At 69.1% G+C, this 14,079-nt stretch carries 11 protein-coding genes and 1 pseudogene; 7 read left to right on the forward strand and 5 right to left on the reverse strand.

Annotated elements, in window-relative coordinates; genetic code table 11:
- Window positions 1–25 precede the first annotated feature (25 nt).
- On the reverse strand, window positions 26–286 hold the full coding sequence (locus ACWD6R_RS04610) for a TnsA endonuclease N-terminal domain-containing protein (protein WP_451817364.1): 261 nt from the start codon (window positions 284–286) through the stop codon (window positions 26–28).
- A 496-nt stretch (window positions 287–782) separates the two neighbouring features.
- On the opposite strand from ACWD6R_RS04610, the pseudogene ACWD6R_RS04615 reads away from it, so the two are divergent.
- Both ACWD6R_RS04615 and ACWD6R_RS04620 read left to right on the forward strand, forming a co-directional pair.
- Window positions 783–2,003 (forward strand): annotated as a pseudogene (locus ACWD6R_RS04615) (RNA-guided endonuclease InsQ/TnpB family protein); the annotation flags it as partial.
- Between the two features lie 150 nt (window positions 2,004–2,153).
- On the forward strand, window positions 2,154–2,738 hold the full coding sequence (locus ACWD6R_RS04620) for a hypothetical protein (protein ID WP_451817365.1): 585 nt from the start codon (window positions 2,154–2,156) through the stop codon (window positions 2,736–2,738).
- A 289-nt stretch (window positions 2,739–3,027) separates the two neighbouring features.
- Here the strand turns inward: ACWD6R_RS04620 and ACWD6R_RS04625 are convergent, their stop codons facing one another.
- Window positions 3,028–3,678 carry a hypothetical protein gene (locus tag ACWD6R_RS04625; protein ID WP_451817366.1) on the reverse strand — a complete coding sequence of 217 codons (651 nt, stop codon included), beginning with the start codon at window positions 3,676–3,678 and terminating at the stop codon, window positions 3,028–3,030.
- 565 nt (window positions 3,679–4,243) lie between these two features.
- Here ACWD6R_RS04625 and ACWD6R_RS04630 point away from each other — a divergent pair.
- From ACWD6R_RS04630 to ACWD6R_RS04640, 3 genes are all read left to right on the forward strand, one after another.
- Complete coding sequence (locus tag ACWD6R_RS04630) at window positions 4,244–4,594, forward strand: DUF7144 family membrane protein (RefSeq protein ID WP_451817462.1); 351 nt, start codon at window positions 4,244–4,246, stop codon at window positions 4,592–4,594.
- 106 nt (window positions 4,595–4,700) lie between these two features.
- The gene (locus ACWD6R_RS04635) at window positions 4,701–6,233 is read left to right on the forward strand and encodes an MFS transporter (RefSeq protein WP_451817367.1); all 1,533 of its coding nucleotides are present in this window, start codon (window positions 4,701–4,703) and stop codon (window positions 6,231–6,233) included.
- A complete protein-coding gene (locus tag ACWD6R_RS04640) occupies window positions 6,211–7,227 on the forward strand; it encodes a glutathione S-transferase family protein (protein WP_451817368.1) in 1,017 nt (338 codons plus the stop codon). Before ACWD6R_RS04635 ends, ACWD6R_RS04640 begins: the two co-directional genes overlap by 23 nt.
- Window positions 7,228–7,481: 254 nt before the next feature.
- On the opposite strand, the gene ACWD6R_RS04645 is transcribed toward ACWD6R_RS04640, so the two are convergent.
- Window positions 7,482–8,957 carry a DUF2252 domain-containing protein gene (locus ACWD6R_RS04645; protein ID WP_451817369.1) on the reverse strand — a complete coding sequence of 492 codons (1,476 nt, stop codon included), beginning with the start codon at window positions 8,955–8,957 and terminating at the stop codon, window positions 7,482–7,484.
- Between the two features lie 275 nt (window positions 8,958–9,232).
- Here ACWD6R_RS04645 and ACWD6R_RS04650 point away from each other — a divergent pair, with 275 nt between their 5' ends.
- Window positions 9,233–9,463, forward strand: a complete 231-nt coding sequence (locus tag ACWD6R_RS04650) for a DUF6011 domain-containing protein (RefSeq protein WP_451817370.1) — start codon at window positions 9,233–9,235, stop codon at window positions 9,461–9,463.
- Window positions 9,464–9,469: 6 nt separating this feature from the next.
- Here ACWD6R_RS04650 and ACWD6R_RS04655 read toward each other — a convergent pair whose 3' ends face one another.
- Together ACWD6R_RS04655 and ACWD6R_RS04660 are read right to left on the reverse strand one after the other, a co-directional pair.
- A complete protein-coding gene (locus ACWD6R_RS04655) occupies window positions 9,470–10,342 on the reverse strand; it encodes an acyl-CoA thioesterase (protein WP_451817371.1) in 873 nt (290 codons plus the stop codon).
- Between the two features lie 49 nt (window positions 10,343–10,391).
- Complete coding sequence (locus tag ACWD6R_RS04660; RefSeq protein WP_451817372.1) at window positions 10,392–12,905, reverse strand: DEAD/DEAH box helicase; 2,514 nt, start codon at window positions 12,903–12,905, stop codon at window positions 10,392–10,394.
- A gap of 138 nt (window positions 12,906–13,043) precedes the next feature.
- Here ACWD6R_RS04660 and ACWD6R_RS04665 point away from each other — a divergent pair, with 138 nt between their 5' ends.
- Entirely contained in the window at window positions 13,044–13,835 is a 792-nt protein-coding gene (locus ACWD6R_RS04665; protein WP_451817373.1) for a metal-dependent hydrolase, read from the forward strand.
- Window positions 13,836–14,079: the final 244 nt, after the last annotated feature.

The raw sequence follows: 14,079 nt of genomic DNA on the forward strand, positions 1-14,079 counted from the left end.
TCAGATCCTGGCTCGCAAGGCGTCCTCAGTTCACCGGGCTCCTGCCCGCTGACACGGCACTCAGAAGACGCATCCACAGGTATTGACAATTACTCGCGAAGTCCCAGCCCACCAGCCTGCATGCCGCAGCGGTCGCGGCGAACTTCATCGCATCCCGCGGCTCGATCCGGTTATCCGGTCGGACGTCCACCACCAAGCCCGTCCCGTCCAAGCGGCGCACGAAGAAGTCCGGGGTGTGCCGGACCGTCTTCCCATCCGGCCCCGTCCACGACAGCTGGAAGGGCACGAAGCCACCCTCGTGACCATCGGATCGAAGTCGAGCAGTATCAGCCGGTCGCGCTCCAGCCAGGACTCGTAGCCCACATGCCCTCCGCATGTTGCCGACCAGTACCAGCCGCACCAGTTGCCCCCGCCCCGGCGAACCGGGAACCCGCGCGCGGGCCGCACCACTTCGAACCGGACCGGCCACAACCTGCTCAGGGGTCCACGGCACCGCTCCCCGGTCGAGTCGGTGTACTCGACGTCGAAGTCTCCCGGTGTCTCCGAAACCTGCGCGCTCGCAGCCATGCAGACCCCCCAGGTCGCCACTGACCAGGCGATTCGACGGGAGAAGTGCCACAAGCGCCGCGCCTACAGAAGACCGGGACGGCGCCGCCCATGCCCACAGAAGACCGGGACTGCCTACACATCAAAGGGACCGACACCGAGATTGGGTGCGTGCCGCGCCCCAGCCCGTCATTTGTGTCCATGAGGCCAACGCTAGTACGGTCGCTTACATGTAGCTCCGGTACAACTACCGTGTGTATCCGAATGTCTTCCAGTGCGTCGCGCTGGCCCGGGCTTTCGGGTGTGCACGTGTGGTGTGGAACGACTGCCTGCGCGCCCGCAGGGAAGCGCACGCGGCAGGGCTGCCGTATGTGGTCTCTGCCGTGCTGTCCAAGGTGCACATCACGCAGGCCAAGCGCACTGCCGAACGCTCCTGGCTCGCCGAGGTGTCGGCTGTCGTTCTCCAGCAGTCCCTGCGGGATCTGGACACCGCCTACAAGAACTTCTTCGACTCGCTCAAGGGCACACGCAAAGGCCCGAGGGCCGCCCCGCCGAGGTACAAGTCGAAGAAGGACTCCCGGCAGTCCATCCGTCTGAACGCCAACGCCTTCTCCCTGAAGCGCAACGGCACGGTGTATGTGGCCAAGGTCGGTGACATCAAGGTCACGTGGTCCCGGCCGCTGCCGGCCGCGCCGACCTCTCTCACCGTCACCAAGGACTCCTCGGGCCGGTACTTCATCAGCTTCGTCGTGGACACCGACCCCGACCACCTGCCTGCAACCGGCGCCGAGGTCGGCATCGATCTGGGACTGTCCACGTTCGCCGTCCTGTCCGACGGCACCAAGATCTCCTCCCCTAAGTTCCTGCGCCGCGCCGAGAAGAAACTCAAACGGTTGCAGAAGGACCTCAGCCGCAAGGCCAGGGGATCGAAGAACCGGACCAAGGCCCGCATCAAGGTCGCCCGGCAGCACGCCCGGGTGGCCGACCGCCGCCGGGACTTCCACCACAAGGCCTCCACCCGCATCATCCGCGACAACCAAGCGGTGTATGTGGAGGACCTTGCGGTGTCCGGTCTCGGCCGGACCCGGCTGGCCAAGTCCGTGCACGACGCCGGATGGTCGGCGTTCGTGACCATGCTGGAGTACAAGGCGGCTCTGCACGGCCGGTACTTCGGGAAGATCGGACGCTTCGAGCCGACCTCCCAGGTCTGCTCGACGTGCGGCGTCAAGGACGGCCCCAAACCCCTCCACATCCGGACATGGACCTGCGCCGCGTGCGGGACCGTCCACGACCGGGACGACAACGCATCCAAGAACACCCTGGCCGCCGGACGGGCGGACAGGCTAAACGCCTCGCAGAGCGCAGGTAGGACCAGGACGAAAGTCCCGGCACAGCGCGTTGAAGCAGGAAGCCACCGAAACGGTCAGCCGACCGTGGCAGGAATCCCCGGACTTTAGACCGGGAAGCACGTCAAGCCCGCAGGTTCATCGGAAGCTTCGCCAACTCCCGTGCGGCGGATTCCAGATGCTCCGCCGCCACGCTGCCGAAGAGCGTCACGGAGGCCGGCGAACCCGACAGTGAACGGACCTCCTGCTATCGTCCGCGCCGTGAGCAGCTCTGACAGCATTCTGGACTTGATCCGCCAAGACCGTGGCCTCGCCGAACTGCTTTGGTCGGTCTGTGAGTTCGACCTCACTCGCGGAGACCACGGAGAGCCGGTCAGCCTGTCGTCCGGACTTCCGCTGGACGGCATTGCCGGCGACTTCACCGGCGGGACCTTCTTTCTGTGCGGCGATCGCAGCACGACTCGCCCAGTGCTGTATGCGAGCTCCGAGGGCCAGGCCGGCCTTGTCGGCGGAAGCCTCTCCGAAGCACTGGAGATCTTGGTGGGCCTGCCGTGCTGGTGGGACTGCCTGAAGTTCTCCGGCGGCGGAGAACTGGCCGCGATGCAGACCGCAGCCGAACACCTGGAGCGAGACCTGGCGGAGGACCGTCCAGGAATCGGCGCGCAGCGGATCCAAGTCGCGACGGCGCTGTCGCTCGAACTGGCACCGATTCCGGTGTTGCTGACCCGACTGCGCGATGCGGTAGCCAGCACCAAACCAGATCATGTATTGACGGTCGAAACCGGCGAGGAGTACGAGTCCTTGTTCGGAACGTTCCTGCCGAGTCGAAACCCCTGCTGGCGTTGAGTCGGCATCGTTCCGCTGCGCGAGGCTGACCTGGCGGCGCCTTTTTGATTGATCTGTGCCGCAGATACTCGGTCATGCCGTAGGCCTGCTTGCGTCGGTGGTCTGGCCGAAAGTCGGCATGCCGAGCGGGGCGGTGGTCGTATTTCGCTTCATGTCCGCGAACGCGTTGAAGTGCTCAGTCAGGTACGGATGAATGGGCTCTGTCGCTGATCTTATGACGTTACGCACTCACGTGGGATGGGTGATGACACCGCTTCGTGCGTTCAGGAGCCGATCACGGGTTCCGCGGTCAGTGCCAGCGGCTGAAAGCGGTAGCGCCGGATCCGGTCTCCGCGGCGAACCGAAGAACCCGCAGTGGCGCGTCGATGAGCTCTGCCGCATCGAAGTCGGGTGCGTCGCCCATCTCGGTCATCCAGGCGGTGATCCGGCTGAGGACCTCGCTTCGCTGTGTGGTGGCGAGGTGGAGGGCTTCCTCAGCTCGGGGCAGGGCGGTCCGAACCTCCTCGGCGGACAGCAGGAAGTCGCCAAACCAGCCTGGGAGCATCGCCGATCGTTCTGCGCCGAGGCCGTAGCACAGGGCAGCGGCCGGGTTCGCCTTGCGGGCAGTCGCGACGAACAGACCGGCGCCCTCTGCCTCGGGCGTGAGCGTCATGCTCGCGTCCCGCATGGCCTCCACCGCCTCGGTAGTCGAGTTGGCGTCGTTGAAGAACTCTGCGAATCGCCGGGCGGTCGGCGTGGGTATCAAGGGTCCGGAAGGGTCCGCGGGGTGCTCGAAGAAGGGCTCTCGGTCGCCGCCGTTCGACCACCACGCAAGCGTCTCGCCAAAACCCGGCGGCCTCTGCCAGTCGCCTGGCCGTACGAGATGGATGTAGCGATCCGGTAGTGTCCGGGCCTCCTCGTCAGGGAGGACACCGACCACCCACAACCCTGTTGAACTCACCGGTCACACCTCTCAATCTGCTCGACGACTCTATCTGGCGGCATCACAAGATCTGCGACAGAGCCGATGTGCTCAGTTCGGCATCCAGCAACGTGGGGGCTTGGAGGATCTTGGGAGGCCGCAGGGCGCGGGCGGCACTGACAATCAGCCGCAGGTCACGCCGCCTCGACGACGCCGGCCCGGACTGCGGCCGCCCACTCCACGAGCAGCCGTTCATACGCCGCCGCACCGTCTGGCGACAGCCGCCCACCAGACCGCTCCCACAAGGCGCGGATCGCCGCATTCACGACTGCGGGGGAGCGCACAGAGGTGGGCTCGGTGGAGGCTGGGGGCGTACGAACAGGCTACGACGTGGGTGCCGTCGGCCGGAGTGCCGACGGAGAGCCGCCGTGTCACGCTGGGACGGGGGATCACGCCCGGTCCGGCCCGCTCGGCCGGCCCGACGGCTCAGCCACCCGAGGAGGCTGACATGGCCAGTGACACCGCCGGACCCAAAGCGGGCCCCGCCAAGCCGAGCCCCACGCACGCGCCGACATCCGATATCACCGTCCTGGCAGCAGCCCTGATGATCTTCGGCGGAGCGATGGCGATCCTCGAGGGGATCTCGGCCATCGCCAAGGACGACCTGTTCCTCGCGACACGCCACTACGTGTTCGAGTTCAGCCTGTCGGGCTGGGGCTGGGTCCACCTCATTCTCGGCATCGTCATCGTCCTCGCCGGCTGCGCCGTGCTGAGCGGAGCCCTCTGGGCGCGCTACTTCGGTGTCTTCGTCGCCGGCCTCGGCGCGATCGCCAACTTCCTGTGGGTGCCCTACTACCCCCTGTGGGCCATGGTGCTGGTCGCCGTCAACATCTTCATCGTCTGGGCGCTGTGCACGGGCATGCACCGAGAGGCGGGCGAGGGTCTGACGGCCTGACCCGGGCGTGCCCGGCCGGCCGGCACCTTCTCCGGGACGGCGACGATTACGGCAGTCGGCCCTGTCGGACATGAGGAACCCGGACGCGCCGCCTAAGGTGCGAATCATGCCGGAGAGCGCAACGTCCATCGAAGGTGCGGCGGGGAGCGGGGCGGCCCCGGCGCCCGACCCCCGCCGCTGGCAGGCACTTGGTGTGTGCCTGGTGGCGGGCTTCATGACGCTGTTGGACGTGTCCATCGTCAACGTCGCCCTGCCGTCCATCCGGAACGGCCTGCGGAGCCCGGAATCCGATCTGCAATGGATTCTCTCCGGCTACTCCCTCGCCTTCGGACTCCTTCTCATCCCCGCCGGACGCCTCGGCGACGCCCGGGGGCGCCGTGTGGTGTTCCTGGCGGGACTGGCCTTGTTCACGCTGGCGTCGGCAGCCTGTGGAGTCGCCCAGACCAGTTTCTGGCTGGTGGTCGCCCGAGTGATTCAGGGCCTCGGTGGAGCCTTGATCTCGCCGCAGATCTCCGCGTTGATCCAGCAGATGTTCTCCGGCCGGGACCGGGGCCGCGCCTTCGGCATGTTCAGCACGGTGGTCGCTGTCTCGACCGCCGTCGGCCCTCTGCTGGGCGGGCTGCTGATCCAGGCGGCCGGACCGGCCGAGGGCTGGCGCTGGGTGTTCTACGTCAACCTGCCGCTCGGCGTCGTCTGCTTCCTGCTCGCCCGGCGCCTCCTGCCGGACACCCCGTCCGCCGGCCGCGTACGGCCGCGCGACCTGGACCCCGTCGGCGTCCTCCTTCTCGGCGCGGGCGTGCTGGCCCTGCTGCTGCCCCTCGTCCAGGAACAGCAGTGGCCCGGCAACGAGAAGTGGCTGCTGCTGGCCGTGGCCGCGGCTCTGCTCGCCGCCTTCGTCGGCTGGGAGTTCCGGTGCGGCAGACGCGGCACCGTGCCGGTCCTCGACCTGTCGCTGTTCCGGCTGCACTCCTACTGGCTGGGCTGTCTGTTGAGCCTGCTGTACTTCGCCGGATTCACCTCGATCTTCTTCATCAGCACGCTCTATCTGCAGGCCGGCCTGCACTGCACCGCCCTCCAGGCCGGACTGGCCATCACACCGTTCGCTCTGGGGGCGGCGGCCGCCGCGGGACCAGGTGGCCGGATGGTCCACCGTTACGGCCGACCGCTGGTCGTTGTGGGGCTGTCCATGGTGGTCGTCGGACTCGGGGCCACCGTGTTCGCTGTTCACGTCGTCCCGGGCCGCGGCGTCGCCTGGGCGATGGCTGCCCCGTTGCTCCTGGCGGGTGTGGGCAGCGGCCTTGTCATCGCTCCGAACCTGACCCTGACTCTGTCCCAGGTGCCGGTGGTCGGCGGCGGGAGTGCTGGAGGCACGCTCCAGACCGGGCAGCGCGTCGGCTCCGCGATCGGGATCGCCGCAGTCGGCTCCGTCTTCTTCGCCCAGCTGGCCTCCAAGGGCTGGACCACCGCGTTCGACCTCGGGCTCGTCGTCTCCGTCACCTTCGTCATGGGGGCACTCGTGGTGGCACTGGCCGATGTGGTGGCCTCCCGGCGGGGCAGAAGACATACGGACGACGTGTTGTCCGACCCCGGTCCGTCCGACCGGAAGGGAGAACACCATGAGCAACCCGACCGGCAGTGAGCCGCACGGCAACGCAGCGTACGGACGCACGACCTTCAAACGGTCCAGGAGCCACTTCGCCGACAGGATCACGGCCGACGTGAGGGACGGCTGGCCGGTCGAGGCGGGCCGCTACCGGCTGGTTGTCAGCCGCGCCTGCCCCTGGGCGAGCCGGGCACTCGTCTCCCGGCGGCTCCTGGGCCTGGAAGACGCCCTGTCGCTCGCTGTCGCCGACCCGATCCAGGACGACCGCAGCTGGCGCTTCACCCTGGACGAGGGCGGCCGGGACCCGGTGCTCGGCATCGCGTACCTGAGCGAGGCGTACGACGCGCGCGAACGCGGCTACCCCGGTGGCGTCAGCGTGCCCGCGATCGTGGACGTACCCAGCGGGAAGCTCGTCACCAACGACTTCCAGCAGATCACCCTGGACTTCGCGACCGAGTGGACCGCGCTGCACCGGTCCGGGGCCCCCGATCTCTACCCCGAACGGCTGCGGGACGAGATCGACGAAGTCATGGACGGTATCTACCGCGATGTGAACAACGGCGTCTACCGGGCCGGATTCGCCTGTGGACAGGACGAGTACGAGGCCGCGTACCGCGCGGTGTTCCGCCGGCTCGACCTGGTCTCCGAACGCCTCGCGGACCGGCGCTATCTGGTCGGGGACACTCTCACGGAAGCGGACATCCGGCTGTTCACCACGCTTGTCCGCTTCGACGCCGTCTACCACGGGCACTTCAAGTGCAACCGCTCGAAACTGACCGAGTACCCGGTGCTGTGGGCCTACGCCAGGGACCTGTTCCAGACCCCCGGATTCGGCGACACGGTCGACTTCGACCACATCAAGCAGCACTACTACCGAGTCCACACGGGGATCAACCCCACCGGCATCGTGCCCCTGGGACCCGATCTCTCCGGTTGGGGGACACCGCACCACCGCGAGCAGCTCGGGGGCCGCCCGTTCGGCGACGGGACCCCGCCGGAGCCGGGCCGGTCCGGCTGCACCCGCCTGTGAAGGACACGTCACGGTCCCTGAAGAGCACGTTGACGGCAGCGGACCGGTGGGCGGTCCGTGCGGGACGGTGGCGGGCTCCGCGGCGAGCCGGAGCGAGCCCATGCGTGAGCGCCAGGAAACCGAAGGCCACTGCCGGGATCGGGACTCCGAGCAGCGCCGCCGTCAGCAGCAGTCCCACGCACCGACGGGAACGGACGAGGGCGAGGGGATCGGGTGGCGCCGTGAGGACGCTCCGGCGGACTTGGCCGACATGGTCATGGTCTTCTCGTCGTCGGAGCTTCTGGTGCGCGCCGGGCTGCGACCGGGCCGTTCGGCTCGGACGCGGGCAGCCGCCCCGCGCGGACCGCGTCGACCAGAGCCTGGTGGTCCCGCTCGTTCAGGTCGGCGTACGTCTCCGCGAACTGCGCGATCGCACGGTCGAACGAGTCGCCGCGTCCCAGATACGCGGCGATGGCGATCCGGTCGCCGGACCTCGCGTGGGCGCGGGCCAAGGTGCTGCCGCAGACCTCACCGAACGTCCGCATCCCGACCGGCACCATCGGCTCCGGCTCGATGGCGCCCTTCCAGTCGCGCAGCTGCCGCACGTAGAAGTCGCGGCGCCGCCCGTCGATCCCTTCCGTGCGTTCCCAGCCGAGGAAGATGTCGCTCGCCGCCTGCATCAGCCGCTGCCCGGCGACCACCCGCTCGCCCTCGTTCCGGTACGCGCCGGGGCCGGCGTGCGGGGCGAGCACCGAGGTCCCGGCCTCCTTGGCCTGGAGGAAGAGCGGATCGCGGTCGTCCCTGCCGAGCAGCAGGATGATCCAGCACCGCGTGCCGACGCTGCCGACCCCGACCACCTTGCGGGCCACGTCCACGAGCCGGAAGTCCCGGAGCAGGAACCGCCGGTCCGACGGGAGACTCAGCGCGTAACTTCCGATCAGCTCGCGGAACCACTCCATCGTCGCATCGCGCTCCTCACCGGGCAGCAGATCGGCGAGCGGTACGAGCAGGGGCGGATCCGCGGCGATCCGGAGCCGCCCGTCGACCTCCTCGGTCAGCTTGCCGAAGGCCTGCAGACTGTCCCGGGTACGGGCCTTGGCCATGGCACGGTCCAGGTTCTTGCGGCCACGTTTCGCCAACTGCTGCGACGCCACGGTCCGGAGGCGTTCCACATCAGTCTTCGTGTACCACACATCCAGGTTGCGCATGCCCGCGAACCGGATCATCGACTCGCGGTACGACCGCACCGCTGCCGACACGATGTCGGCGCTCTCCCGCTCCGTGAAGCCGTTCGCCCGCCCCGCGACGACAAGGCTTGCCGCCAGCCGTTTGACGTCCCACTCCCAGGGGCCCGGCAGCGTCTCGTCGAAGTCGTTGATGTCGAAGAGCAGATACCGTTCCGGGGAGGCGAGCAGCCCGAAGTTCAACAGATGTGCGTCTCCGCACAGTTGGGCCCTGATCCCGGAATCGGGGGTGGTGGCAAGATCGGCTGCCATGATCGCGGCGGCGCCCCGGTAGAAGCGGAACGGCGACTCGGCCATCCGGCTGTGACGGATCGGGACGAGCTCCGGAACCCTGGTCGCGGACTGGGCCTCGAGGATGCCCATCGGGTCGGGCCGGTCGGCCGGCGGTGCGAACGCGGCGTGGCTCGAACGGGGGGTGCGTCGGCGGGCGGCCTTTCCGGCGGCCGCCCGCTCCTCGGGTGTCAGGTGCGGCGCGGCGCGGTGGGCCGACGTGGCGTCCTGGGGCATCGAAGACTCTCCTGACTGCCGCAGGCGCCCCACCGCCCGGACGTGTGCTGCCCCTCTCCGATTATCACGGGTAGCCCCGGTCTCCGGCATCATCTGGTGAGCCAACGGGCCGGGGCCGGCGCCGCAGCGGCGGAGGACACGCCGCGTGCCGAACAGGGGGTACAGATCCGTCCCCGGGCGACGTGCTCGCCAGGACAGCCCGTGCGGTGCGCGGGACCGTACGGTCCGACCACGGCCGTGGCATCGGTGGACCGCGGTCTTGAGAAGATCGATTCGTGGAGAATCCTGAGCCGTTCCCCGGGTCCGACATCGACGCCCCGGCCGAGCCCGACCGGGCGACCGGCCGCCGTCCGGTCCGCTGCCGCCTGTGCGGTCGCCCGCTCACCGGCAGGGAATCACGCCGCACCGGGCTCGGCCCCGCCTGCGACGCCAAACTGCACCCTGCCGCGCCGGACATCCGCACCCGCCGCCACGAGGTCGAACAGGACCCCCTGCCCGGGACCTGAGCCGGGCTACGTGCCCAGCCGGCGGAACAACCCCTCCTGCACCACGGACACCAGCAGATTGCCGCCCCGGTCGTAGATCCGGCCGCGCGCCAGTCCCCGCCCGCCCGTCGCGATCGGCGACTCCTGGTCGTACAGGAACCAATCGTCGGCCCGGAACGGACGGTGGAACCACATCGCGTGGTCCAGCGACGCCATGTCGAAACCGCGCGGCCCCCACAGGGGTTCCACCGGGATACGGACCGCGTCGAGGAGCGTCATGTCGCTCGCATACGTCAGCGCGCAGGTGTGCACGAGCGGATCGTCGCCCAGCGGGCCGACCGCACGCATCCAGACCGCGCTGCGCGGGTCCGCGTCCTTGATCTCCTCCTGCGTCCAGCGCAACCGGTCCACGTACCGGATGTCGAACGGCTGGCGTCTGGCCATCCGCTCCAGCGCGTCCGGCAGCGCCCCGAGATGCTCGCGCACCTCTTCGGCGACGGTGGGCAGCTGCTCGGGGTCCGGAACGGTCCGGGCGGGCGGCAACTGGTGCTCGAAGCCCGCCTCCTCCGGCCGGTGGAAGGACGCCGTCAGATTGAAGATCGTCCGGCCCTCCTGCACGGCGGTGACCCGGCGCGTGGTGAACGACCGCCCGTCCCGCACCCGCTCGACCTCGTAGACGATCGGCACGCCGGGTCGGCCCGGCCGCAGGAAGTACGCGTGCAGCGAATGGACCGGCCGGTCCCCGTCGGTGGTCCGGCCGGCCGCCACCAGCGCCTGCCCGGCGACCTGGCCGCCGAAGACCCGCTGCAGCGACTCCTCGGGGCTGCGCCCCCGGAAGATGTTGACCTCGATCCGCTCCAGGTCGAGCAGGTCGACCAGGCGCTCGGCGGGGTTCGTCATGCCGTTCGTCTCCACTCTCGCAAAGGTGCCGTCGTCACGGCGGTCACGCTCACAGCTGGCCGACCGAGGTGACCCGGACGACCGCCCGGCCCTCTTCGTCGGAGGCCGCCAGATCGACCTCCGCGCTGATGCCCCAGTCGTGGTCGCCGTTCGGGTCGGCGAACGTCTGCCGCACCCGCCACAGGCCGTGCGCGGCGTCCTCGTCGATCTTCAGCAGCTTCGGACCGCGGGCGTCCGGGCCGGTGCCCAGATCCTCGTACTCGTCCCAGTACGCGTCCATCGCCTCGCCCCACGCGTCCTCGTCCCAGCCCGCCTCGCCGTCCAGCTGACCGAGCTCGGCGACCTTGTCCAGCGCGGCCAGCTCCACCCGGCGGAACATCGCGTTGCGGACCAGCACCCGGAAGGCGCGGGCGTTGGCGGTGACCGGCTTGACCTCGTCGGCCCGCTCCTGCGCCTGCTCGGCCGTCTCCACCTCCGGGTTGGCGAGCTGCTCCCACTCGTCGAGGAGACTGGAGTCCACCTGCCGGACCATCTCGCCGAGCCAGGCGATCAGATCCTCCAGGTCCTCGGACTTCAGGTCGTCCGGGATGGTGTGCTCAAGCGCCTTGTACGCGCCCGCCAGATACCGCAGCACGATGCCCTCGGTGCGGGCCAGCTCGTAGTTGGAGGTGAACTCCGTGAACGTCATGGCCCGTTCGTACATGTCCCGGATCACGGACTTCGGCGAGACGGGGTGGTCGCCCACCCACGGGTGGCTCTTGCGGTACACGTCGTACGCATGCCACAGCAGCTCGCTCAACGGCTTCGGGTACGTGACGTCCTGGAGCCGTTCCATCCGCTCCTCGTACTCGACACCGTCCGCCTTCATCTGGCCGACCGCTTCGCCGCGCGCCTTGTTCTGCTGGGCGGCGAGGATCTGCCGCGGGTCGTCGAGCGTCGACTCGACGACGGAGACCATGTCCAGGGCGTACGACGGCGATTCGGCGTCCAGCAGGTCGAAGGAGGCCAGCGCGAACGTGGACAGCGGCTGGCTGAGCGCGAAGTCCCGCTGGAGATCGACGGTGAGCCGCACGATGCGCCCCTCCTCGTCCGGCTTGTCGAGCTGCTCCACGACGCCGCCGTCCAGCAGGGAGCGGTAGATCGCGATGGCCCGGCGGATGTGCCGCAGCTGCGCCCTGCGCGGCTCGTGGTTGTCCTCCAGCAGATGCCGCATCGCCTCGAAGGCATTGCCGGGGCGCGCGATCACGGACAGCAGCATCGTGTGCGTGACCCGGAAGCGGGAGGTCAGCGGCTCCGGGTCGGACTGGATCAGCTTGTCGAACGTGGTCTCCGACCAGGCGACGAAGCCCTCGGGGGCCTTCTTGCGGACCACCTTGCGCTTCTTCTTCGGGTCGTCGCCCGCCTTCTTGACGGCCTTCTCGTTCTCGATGACATGCTCGGGCGCCTGCGCGACGACGAAGCCCGCCGTGTCGAAGCCGGCCCGGCCCGCGCGGCCGGCGATCTGGTGGAACTCACGGGCGCGCAGCGTACGGACCCGGGTGCCGTCGTACTTGGTGAGCGCCGTGAACAGCACCGTACGGATCGGGACGTTGACGCCGACGCCGAGCGTGTCCGTACCGCAGATCACCTTCAGCAGACCCGCCTGGGCGAGCTTCTCCACCAGCCGCCGGTACTTCGGGAGCATGCCCGCGTGATGCACCCCGATGCCGTGCCGCACATAGCGGGAGAGGTTCTGGCCGAACTTCGTGGTGAAGCGGAAGTTGCCGATCAGATCGGCGATCTTCTCCTTCTCCTCCTTGGTGCACATGTTGATGCTCATCAGCGACTGTGCCCGCTCGACGGCCGCGGCCTGCGTGAAGTGCACGATGTAGACCGGCGACTGCCGGGTGTCCAGCAGTTCGGTGAGCGTCTCGGTGATCGGGGTCAGCCGGTACTCGTAGCTGAGCGGGACCGGCCTGGTCGCCGAGCGCACCACGGAGGTGGGACGGCCGGTGCGCCGGGTCAGGTCCTCCTCGAACATCCTGACGTCACCGAGCGTCGCCGACATCAGGATGAACTGGGCCTGCGGCAGCTCCAGGAGCGGGATCTGCCAGGCCCAGCCGCGGTCCGACTCCGCATAGAAGTGGAACTCGTCCATCACGACCTGGCCGATGTCGGCGTACTTCCCGTCGCGCAGCGCGATGGAGGCCAGCACCTCGGCGGTGCAGCAGATCACCGGGGCGTCCGCGTTGACGGAGGCGTCGCCGGTGAGCATCCCGACGTTCTCCGTACCGAACAGCTTGCACAGGTCGAAGAACTTCTCCGAGACCAGCGCCTTGATCGGGGCGGTGTAGAAGGTGACCTTGTCCTGGGCCAGGGCCGTGAAGTGTGCACCCGCCGCGACCAGGCTCTTTCCGGAGCCCGTGGGGGTGGAAAGGATCACGTTCGCCCCGGAGACCACCTCGATCAGCGCCTCCTCCTGAGCAGGGTAGAGGGTGATGCCCTGGGTCTCGGTCCATGACGAGAAGGCCTCGAAGAGGGCGTCCGGGTCGTCGGTCGGGGGCAGCTGATCGATAAGGGTCACGCCCCCATCTTGCCTGCCTTCCGCCCGGATGCGGGAACCGGACGACCATACGAAGATCACGAACGGTACGCTTCCCACTCAACTCGGCCGCATCGCAACGGCGATGGCGGCCGGACAAACTTTGGGGGCGGAAGAACCATGATGGGACCGGCACACTCGCTGTCCGGGGCGGCGGCCTGGCTGGGGGTGGGCGCGGCGGCGGCAGCCGCGGGCCATACGATGCCGTGGCCCGTCCTGGTCGTCGGCGCACTGATCACCGCGGGCGCCGCGCTCGCCCCGGATCTCGACCACAAGTCCGCGACCATCTCGCGCGCCTTCGGACCGGTCTCCCGCGGACTCTGCGAGATCGTCGACAAGCTCTCGCACGCCGTCTACAAGGCGACCAGGGGCTCCGGCGACCCGCGCCGCAACGGCGGTCACCGGACTCTGACGCACACCTGGCTCTGGGCGGTGCTGATCGGCGCCGGGGCCTCCGCCGCAGCGATCACCGGCGGCCGGTGGGCGGTCCTCGCCATCCTCTTCGTCCACCTCGTGCTCGCCGTCGAAGGACTGCTGTGGCGGGCCGCCCGGATGTCCAGCGACGTCCTGGTGTGGCTGCTCGGAGCGACCAGCGCCTGGATACTGGCCGGCGTCCTCGACAAGCCGGGCAACGGCTCGGACTGGCTCTTCGGCGCCCCCGGCCAGGAGTACCTCTGGCTCGGGCTGCCGATCATCCTCGGCGCCCTCGTCCATGACATCGGCGACGCGCTGACCGTCTCCGGCTGCCCGATCCTGTGGCCGATCCCGCTGGGCCGCAAGCGCTGGTACCCGATCGGGCCGCCGAAGGGCATGCGGTTCCGCGCAGGCAGCTGGGTGGAGCTGAAGGTGCTGATGCCCGCGTTCATGGTGCTCGGGGGAGTGGGCGGGGCGGCCGCCCTCAACTTCATCTGAGCACCCCACCCGGCCGCCGGGGGATCAAGGACGTCCGGTGGGCCGGACACGCCGGACACAAGGAAGGGCCTTCCCCGACCTGGACACCGAACCGGTACGCGACGACATCGCAGCCGACCGCTTCCTGGCCGGCACCGTGCCTGCCGACGGGCCGAGCGGCGCGAGAGGGGCGCCGCTCGGGCCCACCCCCACCGACGCGGCCGTCGTCGGCGCGTCTCCTCCGGCCCCGGTCGCGGGCAACAGG

This window comes from Streptomyces sp. NPDC005151 (assembly GCF_053599875.1).

Excerpts from the sequence above, each read along its gene's own strand:
- ACWD6R_RS04630 (WP_451817462.1), top strand. The coding sequence starts at position 4,244 with ATGATCTTCGGCGGAGCGATGGCGATCCTCGAGGGGATCTCGGCCATC.
- ACWD6R_RS04635 (WP_451817367.1), top strand. The coding sequence starts at position 4,701 with ATGCCGGAGAGCGCAACGTCCATCGAAGGTGCGGCGGGGAGCGGGGCG.
- ACWD6R_RS04640 (WP_451817368.1), top strand. The coding sequence starts at position 6,211 with ATGAGCAACCCGACCGGCAGTGAGCCGCACGGCAACGCAGCGTACGGA.
- ACWD6R_RS04645 (WP_451817369.1), bottom strand. The coding sequence starts at position 8,957 with ATGCCCCAGGACGCCACGTCGGCCCACCGCGCCGCGCCGCACCTGACA.
- ACWD6R_RS04655 (WP_451817371.1), bottom strand. The coding sequence starts at position 10,342 with ATGACGAACCCCGCCGAGCGCCTGGTCGACCTGCTCGACCTGGAGCGG.
- ACWD6R_RS04665 (WP_451817373.1), top strand. The coding sequence starts at position 13,044 with ATGATGGGACCGGCACACTCGCTGTCCGGGGCGGCGGCCTGGCTGGGG.